At 73.3% G+C, this 16,584-nt stretch carries 20 protein-coding genes and 1 tRNA gene; 14 read left to right on the top strand and 7 right to left on the bottom strand.

The annotated features are described in order from the left end of the window. Positions 1-138: 138 nt before the first annotated feature. Positions 139-606, bottom strand: coding sequence for an MSMEG_6728 family protein (locus ABZ016_RS19290; protein ID WP_356917830.1), 468 nt, complete (start codon positions 604-606; stop codon positions 139-141). A gap of 11 nt (positions 607-617) precedes the next feature. Beyond that, on the bottom strand, positions 618-3,236 hold the full coding sequence (locus tag ABZ016_RS19285) for a SpoIIE family protein phosphatase (RefSeq protein WP_356917829.1): 2,619 nt from the start codon (positions 3,234-3,236) through the stop codon (positions 618-620). Between the two features lie 180 nt (positions 3,237-3,416). Between ABZ016_RS19285 and ABZ016_RS19280 the strand changes: the two genes are divergently transcribed. Further along, positions 3,417-4,427, top strand: coding sequence for a DUF72 domain-containing protein (locus ABZ016_RS19280; protein WP_356917828.1), 1,011 nt, complete (start codon positions 3,417-3,419; stop codon positions 4,425-4,427). Here ABZ016_RS19280 and ABZ016_RS19275 read toward each other — a convergent pair. From ABZ016_RS19275 to ABZ016_RS19260, 4 genes are all read right to left on the bottom strand, one after another. Next, positions 4,327-6,240, bottom strand: coding sequence for a copper resistance protein CopC (locus ABZ016_RS19275; protein WP_356917882.1), 1,914 nt, complete (start codon positions 6,238-6,240; stop codon positions 4,327-4,329). The genes ABZ016_RS19280 and ABZ016_RS19275 overlap by 101 nt on opposite strands. A gap of 122 nt (positions 6,241-6,362) precedes the next feature. Continuing rightward, a complete protein-coding gene (locus tag ABZ016_RS19270) occupies positions 6,363-6,854 on the bottom strand; it encodes a cupin domain-containing protein (RefSeq protein ID WP_356917827.1) in 492 nt (163 codons plus the stop codon). After that, the gene (locus tag ABZ016_RS19265) at positions 6,851-7,459 is read right to left on the bottom strand and encodes a GNAT family N-acetyltransferase (RefSeq protein ID WP_356917825.1); all 609 of its coding nucleotides are present in this window, start codon (positions 7,457-7,459) and stop codon (positions 6,851-6,853) included. Before ABZ016_RS19265 ends, ABZ016_RS19270 begins: the two co-directional genes overlap by 4 nt. Continuing rightward, positions 7,452-9,578 carry a penicillin acylase family protein gene (locus tag ABZ016_RS19260; RefSeq protein ID WP_356917824.1) on the bottom strand — a complete coding sequence of 709 codons (2,127 nt, stop codon included), beginning with the start codon at positions 9,576-9,578 and terminating at the stop codon, positions 7,452-7,454. The genes ABZ016_RS19265 and ABZ016_RS19260 overlap by 8 nt, the downstream gene beginning before the upstream one ends. 81 nt (positions 9,579-9,659) lie before the next feature. On the opposite strand from ABZ016_RS19260, the gene ABZ016_RS19255 reads away from it, so the two are divergent. The 7 genes from ABZ016_RS19255 to ABZ016_RS19225 all read left to right on the top strand — a co-directional run bounded on the left by ABZ016_RS19255 (position 9,660) and on the right by ABZ016_RS19225 (position 13,407). Beyond that, entirely contained in the window at positions 9,660-10,382 is a 723-nt protein-coding gene (locus tag ABZ016_RS19255; protein WP_356917823.1) for a siderophore-interacting protein, read from the top strand. Positions 10,383-10,433: 51 nt separating this feature from the next. Beyond that, a complete protein-coding gene (locus ABZ016_RS19250) occupies positions 10,434-11,027 on the top strand; it encodes an HhH-GPD-type base excision DNA repair protein (protein WP_356917822.1) in 594 nt (197 codons plus the stop codon). Positions 11,028-11,291: 264 nt separating this feature from the next. Continuing rightward, positions 11,292-11,600 carry a hypothetical protein gene (locus ABZ016_RS19245; protein WP_356917821.1) on the top strand — a complete coding sequence of 103 codons (309 nt, stop codon included), beginning with the start codon at positions 11,292-11,294 and terminating at the stop codon, positions 11,598-11,600. Continuing rightward, positions 11,597-11,938 carry a hypothetical protein gene (locus tag ABZ016_RS19240; RefSeq protein WP_356917820.1) on the top strand — a complete coding sequence of 114 codons (342 nt, stop codon included), beginning with the start codon at positions 11,597-11,599 and terminating at the stop codon, positions 11,936-11,938. Before ABZ016_RS19245 ends, ABZ016_RS19240 begins: the two co-directional genes overlap by 4 nt. Positions 11,939-11,994: 56 nt before the next feature. Continuing rightward, positions 11,995-12,126, top strand: coding sequence for a hypothetical protein (locus ABZ016_RS19235; RefSeq protein WP_356917819.1), 132 nt, complete (start codon positions 11,995-11,997; stop codon positions 12,124-12,126). Positions 12,127-12,371: 245 nt separating this feature from the next. Beyond that, positions 12,372-12,668, top strand: a complete 297-nt coding sequence (locus tag ABZ016_RS19230; protein WP_003991361.1) for a type II toxin-antitoxin system VapB family antitoxin — start codon at positions 12,372-12,374, stop codon at positions 12,666-12,668. Between the two features lie 121 nt (positions 12,669-12,789). Then, on the top strand, positions 12,790-13,407 hold the full coding sequence (locus tag ABZ016_RS19225; protein WP_356917881.1) for a LytR C-terminal domain-containing protein: 618 nt from the start codon (positions 12,790-12,792) through the stop codon (positions 13,405-13,407). Between the two features lie 14 nt (positions 13,408-13,421). Here the strand turns inward: ABZ016_RS19225 and upp are convergent, their stop codons facing one another. Continuing rightward, positions 13,422-14,057 (bottom strand): uracil phosphoribosyltransferase, encoded by a 636-nt coding sequence (gene upp / locus ABZ016_RS19220; RefSeq protein ID WP_356917818.1) that lies wholly within the window; start codon positions 14,055-14,057, stop codon positions 13,422-13,424. Between the two features lie 129 nt (positions 14,058-14,186). On the opposite strand from upp, the gene ABZ016_RS19215 reads away from it, so the two are divergent. The 6 genes from ABZ016_RS19215 (at position 14,187) to ABZ016_RS19190 (ending at position 16,529) form a co-directional block, all read left to right on the top strand. Next, positions 14,187-14,498: a hypothetical protein gene (locus tag ABZ016_RS19215; protein ID WP_356917817.1), complete on the top strand. Its 312-nt coding sequence runs from the start codon at positions 14,187-14,189 to the stop codon at positions 14,496-14,498. A 287-nt stretch (positions 14,499-14,785) separates the two neighbouring features. Then, the gene (locus tag ABZ016_RS19210; protein ID WP_356917880.1) at positions 14,786-15,325 is read left to right on the top strand and encodes a hypothetical protein; all 540 of its coding nucleotides are present in this window, start codon (positions 14,786-14,788) and stop codon (positions 15,323-15,325) included. A gap of 56 nt (positions 15,326-15,381) precedes the next feature. After that, the gene (gene tadA / locus ABZ016_RS19205) at positions 15,382-15,813 is read left to right on the top strand and encodes a tRNA adenosine(34) deaminase TadA (protein WP_356917816.1); all 432 of its coding nucleotides are present in this window, start codon (positions 15,382-15,384) and stop codon (positions 15,811-15,813) included. A 45-nt stretch (positions 15,814-15,858) separates the two neighbouring features. After that, positions 15,859-15,943: transfer RNA gene (locus tag ABZ016_RS19200), tRNA-Ser, on the top strand. 116 nt (positions 15,944-16,059) lie between these two features. After that, positions 16,060-16,236, top strand: a complete 177-nt coding sequence (locus ABZ016_RS19195; RefSeq protein ID WP_039933072.1) for a hypothetical protein — start codon at positions 16,060-16,062, stop codon at positions 16,234-16,236. Then, positions 16,236-16,529 carry a Dabb family protein gene (locus tag ABZ016_RS19190; RefSeq protein ID WP_356917815.1) on the top strand — a complete coding sequence of 98 codons (294 nt, stop codon included), beginning with the start codon at positions 16,236-16,238 and terminating at the stop codon, positions 16,527-16,529. The genes ABZ016_RS19195 and ABZ016_RS19190 overlap by 1 nt, the downstream gene beginning before the upstream one ends. The last annotated feature ends 55 nt before the right edge of the window (positions 16,530-16,584 follow it).

The following is a 16,584-nucleotide window of genomic DNA, read 5'->3' as shown; positions in this document are numbered from 1 at the left end:
CTGCCCGCCCGGGGGCGGGTGACCGGTGACCGATGTGCCAGAAAAGATCCAGTGGAACACGGAATCATCCGGTCCTACAACGGGGGCTGCGTGGAAGGGAGTTGCGAAAATGCTGTGCCCGTCGGCCACGACTCCCCGCTACGGCCGCCGATCCGAGGCGGGCCAGACGTAGGGGAGGTCGTCGGGGACGCCCGGGAAGTGCCGGGTGTAGGCCGTCGGGTCCTTGCGGACCAGGGCGGAGCGGTGGCTGCGGTGGAAGGAGTCGTCGCCCAGCCAGGGCGGCAGCTCGCCGTCGTCCGCGAGATCCCGCTGGTCCCGGACCGGCGCGTGGGGGCGGGCCGTCGCGAGGTCGGCGACCAGCGTGGCCGCGCAGCTGTCCTGGTGGCCGAGTTCGCGCCAGACGCGGCAGATCTCCAGGCCGTAGCGGACCAGGGCCTCCTCGTACCCGGCCCACATCCGCACGGCAGGATGCCGGCGCCACCCGTAGTCCGGCACCACCAGGCCGCGCAGGACCTGAAGGGCCTCGACCCGCTGTTTGCCGAGCCGGCGGCGGTCCAGGACCAGGGCCGACTCCCGGAAGCCGGGGTAGGGGAGGAACGTCTGCACGCCGTGGATCCTCACTGGAGAGACAGGCTCTGTTCCGCCCAGATGGTCTTGCCCGTGGCGCTCTGGCGGGTGCCCCAGCGGTCGGTCAGCTGGGCCACGAGGAGCAGGCCGCGGCCGCCCTCGTCGTAGGTGCGGGCGCGTCGCAGGTGGGGTGCGGTGTTGCCGCCGTCGGAGACCTCGCAGATCAGGGCGGTGTCGTGGATCAGGCGGAGCTGGATCGGCGGCTCTGCGTGGCGGATGGCGTTGGTGACGAGTTCGCTGACGACCAGTTCGGTGACGAAGACCGCGTCGGACAGCCCCCACCTCTCCATCTGCGTCACCACGTCCTTGCGGGTCTGGGCGACCGCCGACGGGTCGGCCGGCACCGGCCAGGTGGCGACCTGGCTCGCGTCGAGCGCCCGGGTGCGGGCGACGAGCAGGGCCACGTCGTCGGCCGGGCGCTGCGGCAGCAGGTCGGCCAGCACCGTGTCGCACAGGGCGTCCAGCGAGCGCGCCGGGCGGGCCAGGGCCTCCCGCAGCCGGTGCACCCCGGTGTCGAGGTCCCGGTCCCGGGTTTCGACCAGGCCGTTGGTGTAGAGCGCGAGGAGACTGCCCTCGGGGATGTCCACCTCGGTGGCCTCGTACGGCAGGCCGCCCACCCCGAGCGGGGGCGCGGCGGGCAGGCCGACGAGGTCGACGCTGCCGTCGGGGCTCACGACGGCGGGCCTCGGATGCCCGGCTCCGGAGAAGCAGCAGCGGCGCGACACGGGGTCGTACACGGCGTACAGGCAGGTCGCGCCCACGTCCCCGGAGGTTTCCACCGGCCCCGGCTCGGTGGGGGGCCTGTGACCGGCGGCGTCCCAGCGACCAGTGGCGTCCGGGTGACTGGCGGCGTCCAGGTGACCTGTCTGCCAGGCCTCTCCGGTCTCCGCGCCCCTCATCGTCTCCGGGGCCTCCGAGGGCCCGGCCGGCTCTCCGCCTTCCTCCTCCCGGTTCAGCCGGGCGACCAGGTCGTCCAGGTGGGTGAGGAGTTCGTCGCAGGGCAGGTCGATGTCGGCGAGGGTGCGTACGGCCGTCCGCAGCCGCCCCATGGTCGCGGAGGCGTGCAGACCGTGGCCGACGACGTCGCCGACGACCAGGGCCACCCGCGCCCCGGAGAGGGGAATGACGTCGAACCAGTCCCCGCCGACACCCGCGTGTCCGCCCGCCGGCAGATAGCGCGAGGCGACCTCGACCGCCGCCTGCCGGGGCAGTCGCTGCGGCAGCAGGCTGCGCTGGAGCGTGACCGCCGTGGCGCGCTCCCGGGTGTAGCGGCGGGCGTTGTCGATGCTGACCGCGGCCCGGGCCGCCAGCTCGCCCGCCAGGACCAGGTCGTCGTGGCCGAAGGAGTCGGGGGTGGCGTACCGGACGAAGAAGGCGACGCCCAGGGTGGTGCCGCGGGCGGCGAGCGGCACGGTCATCACCGAGTGGATGCCGAACGCCCGGACCCGTGCGGCACGGGCCGGGTCGCGCGCGAGCCAGGCGGTGAACGCCGGGTCGGTCGCCTCGTGCAGGGTGGCCCGTCCGGCGCGCAGGCTCTCGAAGGGCGTCGAGCCCTCCGGGTAGGACTCCACCTGGCCGGCCGCGACGGCGGCCTCCGGCGCGCCCGGGGTCACGGACCGCAGGGCGACCCGCCGCAGCAGCAGCGGCCCGTCCGGGGGCAGGGCCTGCGCGGGCGGTTCGTGCACGTCGTCCAGCGCGGCCAGCAGATCGACGCTGACGAAGTCGGCCAGCGCCGGGACGGTCACCTCCGTGAGCTCCTGGGCCGTGCGCGTCACGTCGAGGGTGCTGCCGATACGGCGGCCCGCCTCGCCGATCAGCTGGAGCCGTTTGCGGGCCCAGAACTGTTCCGTCATGTCGTGCGCGGAGAGGCAGACGCCCCGGATCGTGCCGTCGGCGTCGCGCAGCGCGGACGTGTAGACCGACCAGGCGTGCTCGCGAGTCTCCCCCGGGGCGAGCAGGAAGTTCTCCTGGTACTGCGGTTCGCCGGTGCGCAGCACCCGGGCCATACCGCGTTCCGCCCGCTCGCCCGCCTCGTCGTCGGCGATCTCGGACACCCGCAGGCCCAGCATCTCCGCCTCGGTGAGCGCGGTGGCCCGCTCCATGTCCGCGTTGGCCCGCAGGAGCCGCAGCCGGGTGTCGTAGATCGCCAGGGCACAGCACGGGGACTGGGCGAAACTCCAGGTCACCAGGGACTCGTCGAGGTCGGGCCCGGGTGGCCTGCGGGTCAGGGCGGAGACGAGGAGCCATGCGGGGGCGTCGGTGCCGGGCGGCCTGTGGTGGGCGAGGACCCGGACCGTCAGCTTCCGGCCGTCGCGGTGCCTGAGCGCGATGTCGCCGCTCCACCTGGGCAGCCCGGCGAGGGTGGGCAGACCGCCCCGCACCGGGATCGGCTCGGCCAGCAGGTCCCCGGCGCGGCGGCCGGTCATCTCCCCGGCCGGGTACCCGAGCAGCCGCTCGGCGCCCGCGTTCCAGCCGGTCACCCTGCCCTGTTCGTCGAGGGCGACGCGGGCCGTGAGGGCTTCGCCGACCAGATCGGCGAGGGCTTCCGGGGTTTCGGGTCCTGCTCCGCCCGACGGGGTGGCCCGGCCGACGGTGACGGGCTGCTCCATGATCGGTCATCTCGCTCTCGCGGAGGTTTCAGCCATGACCCGGAAAGTGCACTATCTCCCTGATTACCCCGATTGGGTGAGGTGTCAACTCCAGGCGGCGGGGACGCGACGGAGACGGCCCGTGCTGCTGTCGGCCCGGGGGTGAGCCTGCCGGTGTCCGGCCCGGGTAACCGGTCCCCCATGGGCGACATCCTGGTGGGCACATGTTCGTGGACCGACCGGGCGCTGGTCGGCAGCGGCTGGTATCCGGTGGGGCGGCGGGACGCCGAGGGGCGGTTACGGCACTACGCCGAGCGGTTCCCGGTCGTCGAGGTCGACGCGTCGTACTACGCGCTGCCGGGCGAGCGGAACAGCCGGCTGTGGGCCGAGCGGACACCGGACGGGTTCGTCTTCGACGTCAAGGCGTTCTCGCTGCTCACCGGACATCCCACCAGGGAGTCGGCGATGCCGGCCGGGCTGCCGGCCGACCACCGGGACCCGGCGGTGCTGGACGAGGTGTGGGACCGGTTCCGCGCGGGCGTCGAACCGCTGCGGCGGGCCGGACGGCTCGGGAGCGTGCTGTTCCAGTTCCCGCCGTGGTTCCGGCCCGGGGAGCGGGCGGAGGTGTTCCTGCGGGAGTGCGCCGAGCGGACGGACGGATGGCCCGTCGCCGTGGAGTTCCGGCACCCCTCGTGGTGGGAGCCGGACCGGGCCGGGGCGACGTGTGCGCTGCTCGCCCGGTACGGCATGGCCGCGGTCGCCGTCGACATGACGCAGACGCTGCCCTCCTCCGTCCCGCCGGTCACGCCCGTCACCTCGCCCCGGCTGTCCGTCGTGCGGTTCCACGGACGCAGCACCGCCTGGGGGACCGGGAGCAAGGAGGACCGCTTCCGGTGGGACTACGACGAGGACGAACTCGCCGAGTGGCTTCCCCGGGTGCGGCGGCTCGCCGAGCGGGCCGAGCAGGTGCACGTGCTGTTCAACAACTGCTGCGGAGACGCGGCCGTACGCGCCGCCGAGCGCATGACACGGCTCCTCGGCGGAGACGGCGACGACGACGGCGGCGACGGCCTCAGCGACGGCGCCCGGTCGGCGGCGGTCCCGAGGGTGCCTAGGGCACGATCCGCACCTGCTTCGACACCGTCACCTGGTCGACGTCCGACACCCGCACGGTCGTCTTCATCGTCCAGGTCCCGGCGAGAGGCAGGTTGACGGAGTTGGTGCTCCAGTAGCCGCCCGCGTCGGTGAGTTCGGCGTCGATCGGGCCGACCTTGCGGGACGGGAGGGTGAAGGTGATGCGGACCTCGGGGACCACGACCAGGCCCGTGTCGCCGCCGAAGACCACGGCCTGGACACCGTTCTCGCCGACGCGGGCCGGGTCCAGGGTGACCTCCACTTTGCCGCGGCCTGACAGCGTGGTACCGGTGCTTCCCCCCGTGTCGAAGGGAACCGAGATGAGGGTCGTGGGCGGCAGCGCGCCCGCCGGGGCCTGCTGCGCCGCCTCGGCCTGCGCACGGCCGGGAAGCGTGGTGGTGAGCAGCGTGGTGATCAGCAGAACCACGGCGGCGACGGCTACTTCGACGAGGACGGAGCGGCGCAGGCCACGGCGTTCGGCATCCGCGTCATCGCCCTCGGACGCGGCCGCGGATGCCGATGTGGACGCGGATGTGGACGCGGATGTGGACGCGGATGTGGATGTGGACGCAGACGCAGGCACCGACGCGGACGGCTCGTCCGGGACCCCCGGCTCTCCCGGTCCCCCCGGGGCCTCCGGCTCCGCGTGCTCCTCGGGCGCCGGTGCGCCCACGGGCTGCGGTACCCGTTCCCGTACGGCTGCTGCCGTACGGGCGGTGGCAGCCGGGACCGCGAGGCGGGCCGTCCAGCGCCGCGAGTAACCGGCCGCCAGCACCAGCACGGTCACCGCGACCAGCTTGGCCAGCAGCAACCGGCCGAACGATGTGCCGGTCAGCGCGGAGAGGGAGCCGAGGCCGCGCCAGGACTGGTAGAGGCCGGTCACCGCCAGCACGGTCACCGAGACGAAGGCGATCCGCGAGAAGCGGGGCACGACCGACCTGAGGGCGTCGCCGGACGCCCGGCGGATGGTCAGGAGCAGCGCCACCAGACCACCGAGCCAGACCCCGGTCGCCACCAGGTGCAGCACCGAGGACGTCATCGCCAGCGGCACCTGGATCCCGGCGGAGGCGTGCTCGGCCGCCGCCCAGGTCAGCGCGAGCGCGACAGCCAGGGTCGTGCCGGCCGCGAGGACGGCCGGGGTCGGCTGCCGGGACTCGCCGCGCTTGGCCAGCCGGAGCAGGAACGCGGCGGTCAGCAGGAGGACGGCCAGCCTGGCGAGCAGGGCGAGACCCGGGCGGCTGGTCAGGGTGCGCTCGAAGGCCGACACGTCGAACGCCGCCGCGGGGCCCGCGCCCGTCTCGTAGGGGGCGCGGAGCAGGAGCAGGACGGCCGTCGAGCCCAGTAGCGTCCACCAGGCCGCCACCACCGGCCTGCGCAGCGGAGAGGTGTCCGCCGGCCGGCACAGCAGCGCGAACGCCACCGCACCGACGAGCAGCGCGGCGGCGAGGTAGGCGAGATAGCGGGCGGCGTCGTAAAGGGCGTCGGTCAGCGGGTCCTCGGCCGGGCCGGTGTCGATCTGCACGCCGGTGGCGGATCGTTTGCCGACAGAGAAGGTGAACGCGCCGGAGACCGGGTGGCTGTCGGCGGAGACCACGCGCCAGGCCACCGTGTATGTGCCTTCGGCGAGTTTCCCGGGCAGCCCGACCCGGGCCGTGTCGGAGCGGCCGTCCGCGTGCTGTGCCTCGCCGGTGTGGACGCGGCGCTGGTCCGGGCCGAAGACCCGGAAGGAGTCGTCGAGCAGGCCGACGGACTCCGTGAAGGTCAGGGTGACGTGGCGGGGTGCCCGCTGGACGACTGATCCGTCGTCGGGGTCGGTGCTGCGGAGGGCGGCGTGGGCCGAGGCGGGGGTTGCTCCGCCGAGGAGCAGGACCAGCAGGGTGCCGAGCAGCACCAGGACTTGAAGCCGCCGGTTTCGTCCGCCATTGCGCTCCTCGTTCCGCCGCTGGTCCACGTGTGTCTCCGGGGTCGGGCTGTTCGGCTCCCGGTTATGTACGGATGGGATCGGTGTAGCGCTCAACGAGGAGGGGGTGGGAGAGGTCGGGACAGTGCTGCGATCTTGTCCGCCTCTGCCGGGTAGCGGGCCGTCAGGTCCGTTTCGTCTCCGTGTTCGTAGCCCTGGAAGGTGAAGCCGGGGGCCATCGTGCAGCCGAACAGGGTCCATGAGCCGCCCTCGCGGACCCTGCCGCCCATCCAGGTGCCCGCCGGGACGGTGAACTGGATGTGCTGGCCGCCGAGGACATCCGGGCCCAGGACGGCCGTTCGGGTGCTCCCGTCCGGGGCGAGCAGAAGGAGCTCCAGCGGATCGCCCAGGTAGAAGTGCCAGATCTCGTCCGTGGGCAGGCGGTGGAGGGCGGAGAAGTCGTCCGCTGTCAGGAGCGCGACGATCGCCGTGCCCTCCGGCCTGCCGTCGGGGCGTTCGGGGCCCGCCCAGGTCTGGCGGAACAGGCCGCCCTCACGGGGGATGGGCTCGAGGCCGTAGTGGGCGATGAGGTCGTCGGGCGTCACCCGGGGAAGAGTATCTCCCGCTCCAGGAAGGCGAGCTGAGCCTTCTTCTCCGGGAGGTACACGTCCGGGAGGTCGATCTCCGGCAGGACGACCACCGGGCCCTGTGCGAAGCCCAGAGCGCGGAAACGGTCGACCGCCTTCTCGTTGCGTACGTCCGGGTCGACCACGACCCGCCGGCGGCCCAGGCCCAGCAGGACGTACCCGGCGATGACCGCCACCAGCCGGGCGGTCCAGCCGGTGCGCGCGCCGCCCGGGCCGGGGGGTGCGAGCAGCAGGTGGATGCCGATGTCGCCGGGCCGGACGTCGTAGCACTCGCTGACGCGATCGGCCTCGGGTTCGTAGGTCTGGAGGAGGGCGACCGGTTCGCCGTCCCGGACGAGGAGGAAGGCGTGGTGGGTGGTGAGCGTGGCCATGTGGGCGTAGATGTCGGCGACCTGCCGTTCGGTGAGGTCGTTCATGCCCCAGAAGGCGGCTCGGTCCTCGCTCACCCAGCGGTGGATCACCTCGGCGTCGGCCTCCGGGTCCAGCGGCAGGACGCGGACGGTGCCGAAGCCGTCGGCCGTCTCCTCGTGGACGGCGGTGCGGGAGGCGTACGGGTCAGACATCGGTCTCCTTGTTCAGCCGGTCCCAGTCGGTGACGACCGGGACGAGGTCTCCGGCCAGCCACAGCGGCAGCTGGTCGCGGTGGTGGGGCGAGCCGGGGACGCCCGAGGCGCCGAGCGGGACGACCCAGCGGCTGTCGTCGCGGCGGGCCAGGTCCCAGACGTAGCGGGCCGCCGGGCCGCGCGCCGCCCCGTCGGTGAGGCCGGGCACGCCCGAGGTGCACAGCACGCAGTCGTGGTCGCCGGACAGGGCCGGCTCGTCGTACGGCGTCTCGGGCTCCAGCGCCCGCCAGGGGGTGAGCCGGTGGGTGTCGCCCCAGACGCCGGCGGGGGGATCGGCGGCCACCTCCTCGATCGCCGCGCGGACGGCCGACGGGCGGTCGACGCCGTACAGTTCCCCGGCCCGCAGCAGGTGTTCGAGGGCGAAGCCGACGCGCGGGAGGAGAGCCAGCCAGGGCTGGAACAGCTCCGGGTACGGCGGCGGGGTGGCGAGTGTGGCGAAGGCCGGGTGCGCCGCCAGCTGCCGTACGAGGGCGCCGCGCACCGCCGCGTAGTGGGCCGCGTCGGCGCTGCCCGCGTCCATCCGGCGGTTCCAGGCGAGGAGGCGGTGCCTCAGGGCGGCGGCCTCGGGAGTGAGGCCGTCGAGGGTGCGGAGGTGGTCCAGGAGGGCGGACGCGGAGGCGAGGTGGGTGTCCGTGTGGATCGCGGGCATGTCGGCGGCGGACCAGCGCTCCTTGCCGGCGAGCAGCTCGGTGATGCGGTCGGCGCGGTGCGGCGGGGCGAACTCGACGCCGAGGGGTGCCGCCGGGCCGCGCTGGTTGGCCATGACGGCGACGCCGTCGGTGAGCCCGGCCCGGGGCGTCTCCCGCCGGCCGTGCCACTCGTGGCCGGGTTCCCAGGCGGGCACCAGGCGCAGGCGGTCGGCCTCGGCGCGCGACGGCACCCACCCGGCCACGCGGTGCAGGACACCGCCCTCGGTGTCGGCGGCCTGGACGACGTTGACCGGCTCGGCCCACCGGTCGAACGCCCGGTCCACGTCATCGACCCGACGGGCGCGCAGCAGCGGCAGCAGCGCGCCGAAGCCGAGGTCGCCGGTGACGCGGGGCGGGTAACGAAGGCTGATCGCGACGGCCCCCAAGGGATCTTCCCGGTCGGCCCGATCGTCCCGGTCGGCCCGGTCGGCCGGATCGCCGTCGATCCCTTCGGGGCCTCCGATGATCACCGGGCCGCGGTCGGTCTCGATCACCTCGATCTCGACGGGCTCTTCGCCCGCCGCCTCGACGACCTCCGTGTGCCGGGCCGCCCGGTGCCAGACGCCGTCCGGTCCGAGGGCCTCCACTCCGGCCCCGGTGCGCCGCAGCCGCTCCCGGTACAGGTCCTGGTAGTCGGCCATGGCGTTGGTGATGGCCCAGGCGACCGTGCCGGTGTGGCCGAAGTGGGCGATGCCGGGGATGCCCGGTACGGCGAGGCCCACGACGTCGAACTCCGGGCAGGACAGGTGGATCTGCTGGTAGACGCCCGGGTCCTCGATCCAGCGGTGCGGGTCACCGGCGATGACCGCCTGCCCGGTGACGGTCCGCTCCCCGCTCACCAGCCAGCCGTTGCTGCCGGAGGTGCCCGGTCCGTCGGTGGCGAACAGCCCGACGGCGTCCGCGCCCAGGTGGGCCACGACCTGCTCCCGCCAGAGCTTCGCCGGGAACCCGGCGAAGAGGATGTGCGTGGCGAGCCAGACGCCGAGGGGGGTCCAGGGGTGCCAGGTGCCGGGGGTGAGGCCGGTGCGGCGGAACTCGGGGGCGTCCTCGGCGCCTTCCGCGAGCCCCGCGTTCACCCCGTCCACGTACGCCCGCACCCAGTCCGCCGTCTCCGGGTCCCGTTTCTCCAGGTCCGCGAAGCAGCGCCTGGCCGTGTCGTCGAGTCTTGCGCGTCTCGCGAAAACGTCCCAGTCCAGGGCGTTCGTGCCGAGGAAGGACGCCGAGGTGCCCTCGGCCCGGTGCCGCTCGGTCTCCAGCTGCCAGGCCCGGTCCCGGGCCGTGACGAGACCCTGCGCGTGGGCGAGTTCGGCCGCGCTGCCCGCGCGCAGATGCGGAATGCCCCAGGCGTCGCGGTAGATCTCGATGGCCACGCTGTGCCCCCACTTTCCTTTAGGTTAGCCTTGCCTAAGTCAATGCTGTGGCCGGAATCGTACGCGAAGGGCTGAAACGCGATGGGGCAGGGGCGGGGTTGGGAGGGCGCGGTCCTCAGACTGCTGCGTGCGAAGGACTTCGAGTGCACCGTGACCGACGCGCAGGACGTCACGCCGGACTACCGCAGGCTGCGCTTCACCGACGGCGGCCTGCTCGCGGCGACCGCCGTCCATCCCACCATGTGGGTCCGCCTGTGGTTCGACAACGCGGGCCGGCCCCACCAGCGGGCCTACACCCTCGTCGACCCGGACCCGGCGGCCGGGACCTTCAGCCTGGAGTTCGCCCTGCACGAGGGCTGCGCCAGCGACTGGGCCAGGTCGGCGAAGCCGGGCGACACCGTCGAGGCCACCGTGCAGGGCACCGGCTTCGAACACCCCAGCCCCACGCCCTCCCACGTCTTCGCCGTCGGCGACCCGGCCTCGCTGCCCGCCCTCAACTCCCTGCTGGACGCGCTGGGATCCGCCCCGGCCACCGTCTGGTTCGAGGGCGGCGACGACGACCTGCCGTTCCGCACGGACCCGGACCGGCACGAGCTGCGCAAGGTGCCGCGCCAGGACTCGGGGGCCCGTCTCGTCGACCAGGTGCGCAAGGACCTGCCCGGTCTGCTCCGGGGCACCTCCGACCCGTACGTCTGGATCGCCTGCGACACGGCGACGACCCGGGCCCTGTCGGCGTACGTCCGCAAGGAGCTGGGCCTGCCCAAGCAGCGGGTGCACGCGCTGGGGTACTGGCGGGCCGGCTGACCGGGCCGGGCTCCGGACGCGGCCGGGCCCGGCCCGGGGGATGATCGGGGCATGGACGTCACTCTTCACCTCGCCCAGGACCCCGAGGCCGACGCGCTGCTCGGCCGCAGTCCGCTCGCCGCGCTGGTCGGGATGCTGCTGGACCAGCAAGTCCCGATGGAGTGGGCGTTCAAGGGTCCGGCGACGATCGCCCAGCGCCTCGGCACGGACGACCTGGACGCGCACGAGATCGCCCTGCACGAGCCCGAGGCCTTCGCCGAGCTGCTCTCCCGGAAACCGGCGGTGCACCGCTACCCGGGCTCCATGGCCAAGCGGATCCAGCAGCTGTGCCAGTACCTCGTCGAGCACTACGACGGTGACGCCGAGGCCGTCTGGAAGGACGTCGGCACCGGCAAGGAGCTGCTGAAGCGGCTGGCGGAGCTGCCCGGCTTCGGCAAGCAGAAGGCCCAGATCTTCCTCGCTCTGCTCGGCAAGCAGCTCGAGGTGCGGCCCACCGGGTGGCGGGAGGCCGCGGGCTCCTACGGCGAGCCGAAGTCCTTCCGCTCGGTCGCCGACATCACCGGCCCCGAGTCGCTGGCCAAGGTACGGGCGCACAAGCAGGAGATGAAGGCGGCGGCCAAGGCCGCGAAGGCCTCCGGCAGGTAGCGGGGCGCCGACAGAGAGCAGGACATCAGCAGGTAGCGGGCCGCCAGCAGGGAGCGGCCGTCGGCAGAGAACGGGACGTCGGCCGCCGACGGGTAGCGGGACACCGGCCGTCGGCAGGCAGAGGTCCGCCCGGCAGGCACCAGGACGGCAGCACACAGGCGTCAGCCACGTGGCCCGTCCCGGGTGGCAGGCCCCACCGGCCCACGTCAGCCACATAGCCCGCCCCGGGTGGCGGCCCCCACCGCCCCGGTCCGAGCATGGACCATGACCGAGCCACCGAGCGGCTCCCCCAGGGACGGGGGCGAGCCCCCGGCCCCTCCCACGGCCCTGCTCCTCGTCCTCGCCGTCACGGGCGGCGCGCCGCCGATCCTGCTCGGCGGCCGGTCCGTCAGCGGCCGGCCGTCCCACGGCCTCGCCCTGCCCCGCGCCGCCGTCCACCATGCGATGCCCGTCCGGGGGCGGCGGACCCGGCTGCCCCGACCCGCGCGTCCGGGGCCGCGCTACGCCGGCCGGGCGGATCTCGCGGCGCCAGGGATGAACGACCCACGCGCGACGGGGATCGACCTCCCGTGAACCCCGCCCCGCAGCAGCCGGCCCCCCGCGGCACCCGCCCACACGCGTGGCTGCGGGTGCTCGTCCTGCTGCTCGCCCTGCTCGTGCCCGGCGCGCACGCCGAGGCGCACACGGGGGCGACGGCCGCAGTCTCCGGGGAGAGCACGGCCGTCGAGTGCGACATCCTCGACACCGCCCCGCGCCCACCGGCCCGGGTCGACCGCCGCACCGCCGTACCCCTGCGCCCCGCGCCGCTCCCGCCCCCCGGGCCCGCGTACACCTCCCGGCACGCCGTGCCCGTACCACCGGGCGCGGCGCACACCCTGCGTCCCCCGCGTTCCGAGGTCCTGCGCTGCTGACCGGACCCGCCACCGGTCCAGCACTCCCGCACGGAACCAGAAGGAACGACACAGCCATGCTTCAAGACCCCTACGCGGTCCTGCGCGCCCTGCTCCGCGCGGAGGCCGTTCGCAGCGCCCCCAAGCCGTCCCGGCCCGAACACGACACACGCAAGCAGCAGCCCACCAGGGAACGGGAACGCGGCTGACCCAGCCACGGCGGCGGAGGCACCCGGACTGGCGCCTCCGCCCGTCCCGAACGTCGCCCCGGACCCCGCGCGGTGCCGTACAGCGACCGCACCTCGGGCGCGGGCGCGGGGGCGGCGTGGTCGTCTCGCGGTCAGGCATGTTCACGCCCCTGTTCCCGGTTCGTACCGCCTTGTGGGTATTTTTTCAGCGCCGCACTCCGGCGCCACGGCTGCGCCCGGAAGGTCCCGCCCGGTAGGCTTTCCGTGTGATCTTCAAGCGCATCGGAAACGGCCGGCCGTACCCCGACCACGGCCGGGACAGCACCCGGCAGTGGGCGGACGTCGCGCCGCGCCCGGTCCGCCTCGATCAGCTGGTGACGACGAAGCAGCAGCTCGACCTGGAGACCCTGCTCGCCGAGGACTCGACGTTCTACGGCGACCTCTTCGCGCACGTCGTGAAGTGGCAGGGCGACCTGTACCTCGAGGACGGCCTGCACCGAGCGGTGCGTGCCGCGCTGCAGCAGCGTCAGGTGCTGCACGCGCGCGTACTCGAGCTCGACTGACCCTCGCCGGTGACGGGTTGGCCCTTTCGGGTTCTGCTGGGCGATGTCGAATGATCATCTAGTAGGCATCGTCGCCCGGGCGCACTACGCTGCGCTCATGAGCATGCTGACTCCCCCCGGCATGGGCGGCAAGTACCGCATCACGGGCAACAAGCACCCCCGGATGCGCAGGCCCCGGCGGCACGGCAGGCTCGTCGTCCTGGTCGTCGCCTCCGTAGCGGTGCTCGGCGTGGGCGGCTGGGGCACGTTGCAGCTCATCGACGTCTTCACCGGCGGCGGCAGAAAGGCTTCGGCGGCCGCCGACGGCACGGACTGCGCGCCCACGACCAAGGCGAGCCCCTCGCCCAGCGCGAAGGCGCTGCCCGAACCGCGCACCATCACGGTCAACGTCCTCAACGCCACCACCCGCAGCGGTCTGGCGAAGAAGACCGCCGACGAGCTGAAGAAGCGCGGCTTCAAGATCGGCGACGTGGGCAACGCGACCAAGGAGTACGACAAGAAGGTGAAGGGCGCCGGCATGCTGCTCGGCCCCGCCTCCGCCCTCGACACCTCACTGCCCGTCCTCGGCACCCAGCTCCCGGGCGCCGAACGGCGTACCGAGGCGGCCCGCAAGGGCGCTGCCGTCGACCTCGTCATCGGGGACGGCTTCAAGGAGCTGGCGACAAAGCCGGACGCCGACCGGGCACTGACCGAACTGGCCAGGCCCGAGCCGACGCCCAAGTCGAAGAAGGGGTGCTGAGGGGCCCGTCCGGCCTACTCGGCGGCCCCGTACATCCGGTCCCCCGCGTCGCCGAGGCCCGGCACGATGTAGCCGTGCTCGTTCAGGCGCTCGTCGACCGAGGCGGTCACCACCGTCACCGGCGTGCCCGCCAGCTCGCGCTCCATGACCTCGACGCCCTCCGGCGCGGCCAGCAGCACCACGGCGGTCACGTCGTCGGCGCCGCGCCGGATCAGCTCCTGGATCGCCGCGACCAGGGTGCCGCCGGTGGCGAGCATCGGGTCCAGCACGTACACCTGACGGGCCGACAGGTCCTCCGGCATGCGCGTGGCGTACGTGGACGCCTCGAGCGTCTCCTCGTTGCGGATCATGCCGAGGAAGCCCACTTCGGCGGTCGGCAGCAGCCGGACCATGCCGTCCAGCATGCCGAGGCCGGCCCGCAGGATCGGCACCACCAGCGGGCGGGGGTGGGACAGCTTGACGCCCGTGGTCACGGCCACCGGCGTCTGGATGTCGACCTGTTCGGTGCGTACGTCGCGCGTGGCCTCGTAGGCGAGCAGGGTGACCAGCTCGTCGGCGAGACGACGGAAGGTCGCGGAGTCGGTGCGCTGGTCGCGCAGCGTGGTGAGCTTGTGGGCGACCAGGGGGTGGTCGACGACGTGGAGACGCATGTCCACAACAGTAACCGGGCCGGATGACCCGGCCGCACGGCGAGCCCGCCGCCCGGCCGCCACCCGTTCGCCTGCGTCAACCGCCCGTCCGGGGGAAAACGAGAGGGACGGACTGGGGTGGTGAGACTGATGCCCGACCGGGCTTACCGAGACGATCCGTCGCCGCGCGCACGAGCCGGGACGGACCCGGCGGCCGACAAGAGGGGCCGGAGCGGGGAGACCGCACGGACCGACCAGAGCATCCGGTCCTCGCTGACCGGGCTCACCGGGCGGGCCGGACCGGACGACACCGGCGAGACCGACGCCGAGCGCCGCCGGCGCCGCGCCCGGTTCCTGCGCGACCTCGCCGAGGCCCGGGAGCTGCGTGACCGCGTCCAGCCGCGCCGCGTCAAGGTGGCCCGGCTGCGGCACGCCATGCGCATGCGCACGTTCCGCTGGTAGGAAAGCCGGCAGGAAAAGGGTGAGGAAACGCGCGGGGAAGATCACGAACCGCGCGGACGTTGTCGGTGTGACCGTGCGTGGAGCAGGGGAAAGCCGCGTACGATCCGCAGGTGGCGGCAACGAGCGTGCGAGCAGAACTGCCGGACACAGGGAGCCGAAGACGTCCCCTGAACGCCTTGTTTCTGCCACGATTCCGAGTGGGCGGGGCTCGGAGCAGCACTCCCCGCCCACAACCTCCGCCGGGGGAACCCCCAACCGGCACGCCTATGACCAGTGGGAGAGTCACGGTGTACTTCGCCGCACTGCTCGCGCGCACCGAAGACGGGTGGGAAGCGAGCGACACAGAGCTCGACGATGTGGAAACCCTGTCGGATCTGGCCGACCTGGCCCGTGAAGCCTCCCCCGACGAGGACACGGTGCTCGTGCTCATCGAGCAGGAGGACGCCTGGTTCGGCGTCGTCCGCGTGGACGGCGAGGACGACCCTCGCATCTACGTCTCGGACGCCGCCGCCGCTGCCCGCAGCAGCTACGGCGAGATCCTGCTCACCGACGAGCTGCTCGGCCGCGACCCGGACGACGGGGACGACCTGGACGCCCTCGACCTCGACGGCACCGAGGACGGTGAATCCGACGGGGACGACGAGTCCGACGACGGGGACGGGGCCGCCGGTTCCGCCGAGCTCGTGCCGCACGGCCCGGTCGGCGACGCCCAGATCCTCGACGACCTCGGCGTGACCGAGAAGGAACTGCGCTCGATGTCGGCGGACGCCGTCACCGAGATCGCCGAGTCCCTCGGCGCCTCGGAGACCCTGGAGACCGTCCGCTGACCGCTCGGACCACCCCAGGACCGCCGGATCCGGTACGGGACCCCTGGCGGCCCGCGATGCGACTCGCCCTGGACGAGGCCGCCGAGGCCGTCCGGGGCGGGGACGTCCCCGTCGGCGCCGTCGTACTCGCCCCGGACGGCACGACCGTGCTCGCGTCCGGGCACAACGAACGCGAGGCCGGCGGTGATCCGACGGCCCACGCGGAACTCCTCGCCCTCCGGCGGGCCGCCGCCGAGCTCGGCGCGTGGCGGCTCGCCGGCTGCACCCTCGTCGTGACGCTGGAGCCCTGCACCATGTGCGCGGGCGCGATCCAGCAGTCCCGCGTCGACCGGCTCGTCTACGGCGCCCGCGACGAGAAGGCGGGCGCGGCCGGCTCCCTGTGGGACCTCGTCCGCGACCGGCGGCTCAACCACCGGCCCGAGGTGATCGAGGGCGTCCTCGCCGAGGAGTGCGCCCAGCTGCTCACCGAGTTCTTCCGGGCCCGCTGAATACCGATTTCAAAGCACGCGGCACCTTGCTGTAAGGTCTCCCTCGGTAGCGTGTCCGAGCGGCCGAAGGAGCTCGCCTCGAAAGCGAGTGTGGCGCAAGTCACCGAGGGTTCAAATCCCTCCGCTACCGCTTGTGAAGGGCCCCGTCTCAGGACGGGGCCCTTCGTGCGATCTGCCCCTTCGTGTCCGCGGTCCTTCGTGCGATCATGTGCGCTGTTTGAGACACCAGTGACAGGGGAGGCCGCGATGGCGGTGAACGCGAAGAAGGTCGCCGTCTACGTGCTCGTGGTCTTCGCGCTGTACGTGATCGTCACGGACCCGGCCAAGGCGGCCGACTACGTGCAGATAGGGTTCCAGGGCGTATCGGACGCCGCCCAGGCCCTCGGCGATTTCGCCACGTGGGTCGCCAACGGAGGAAAGTGATGATCCGCCACTTGGTCCTGTTCAAGCTCGACGAGGGTGTCGAGCGCGACGACCCCCGGGTCGTGAAGGGCGTCGAAGCCTTCCGCTCGCTCGACGGCAAGATCCCCGAGCTCCGCTTCTGGGAGCTCGGCTGGAACCTCAGCGACCGTCCGATCGCCTACGACTTCGCCATCAACTCGGCCTTCGACGACGCGGAGGCGCTGCGCCGGTACGTGGAGCACCCCGACCACCAGGCGGGTGTCGCGCTGTGGCGGGAGTTCGCCACCTGGGTGATCGCCGACTACGAGTTCTGACACGTTCCGGCGCGTTCCGACACCCGGAGCCCCGAAGCGTTCCGAGCCCCCGTCG

Source organism: Streptomyces sp. NPDC006372, from assembly GCF_040612515.1.
Classification (GTDB): Bacteria; Actinomycetota; Actinomycetes; order Streptomycetales; family Streptomycetaceae; genus Streptomyces.
The sequence above is the reverse complement of the archived record's forward strand: the minus strand, read 5'-3'. Positions and strand labels throughout refer to the sequence as shown.

What these genes read in the sequence shown, in the direction of transcription:
- upp (WP_356917818.1), bottom strand. Translation starts at nt 14,057, where the DNA reads ATGCGTCTCCACGTCGTCGACCACCCCCTGGTCGCCCACAAGCTCACC.
- ABZ016_RS19215 (WP_356917817.1), top strand. Translation starts at nt 14,187, where the DNA reads ATGCCCGACCGGGCTTACCGAGACGATCCGTCGCCGCGCGCACGAGCC.
- ABZ016_RS19280 (WP_356917828.1), top strand. Translation starts at nt 3,417, where the DNA reads ATGGGCGACATCCTGGTGGGCACATGTTCGTGGACCGACCGGGCGCTG.
- ABZ016_RS19190 (WP_356917815.1), top strand. Translation starts at nt 16,236, where the DNA reads ATGATCCGCCACTTGGTCCTGTTCAAGCTCGACGAGGGTGTCGAGCGC.
- ABZ016_RS19285 (WP_356917829.1), bottom strand. Translation starts at nt 3,236, where the DNA reads ATGGAGCAGCCCGTCACCGTCGGCCGGGCCACCCCGTCGGGCGGAGCA.
- tadA (WP_356917816.1), top strand. Translation starts at nt 15,382, where the DNA reads ATGCGACTCGCCCTGGACGAGGCCGCCGAGGCCGTCCGGGGCGGGGAC.
- ABZ016_RS19195 (WP_039933072.1), top strand. Translation starts at nt 16,060, where the DNA reads ATGGCGGTGAACGCGAAGAAGGTCGCCGTCTACGTGCTCGTGGTCTTC.
- ABZ016_RS19255 (WP_356917823.1), top strand. Translation starts at nt 9,660, where the DNA reads ATGGGGCAGGGGCGGGGTTGGGAGGGCGCGGTCCTCAGACTGCTGCGT.
- ABZ016_RS19225 (WP_356917881.1), top strand. Translation starts at nt 12,790, where the DNA reads ATGGGCGGCAAGTACCGCATCACGGGCAACAAGCACCCCCGGATGCGC.
- ABZ016_RS19245 (WP_356917821.1), top strand. Translation starts at nt 11,292, where the DNA reads ATGACCGAGCCACCGAGCGGCTCCCCCAGGGACGGGGGCGAGCCCCCG.
- ABZ016_RS19235 (WP_356917819.1), top strand. Translation starts at nt 11,995, where the DNA reads ATGCTTCAAGACCCCTACGCGGTCCTGCGCGCCCTGCTCCGCGCGGAG.
- ABZ016_RS19265 (WP_356917825.1), bottom strand. Translation starts at nt 7,459, where the DNA reads ATGTCTGACCCGTACGCCTCCCGCACCGCCGTCCACGAGGAGACGGCC.
- ABZ016_RS19250 (WP_356917822.1), top strand. Translation starts at nt 10,434, where the DNA reads ATGGACGTCACTCTTCACCTCGCCCAGGACCCCGAGGCCGACGCGCTG.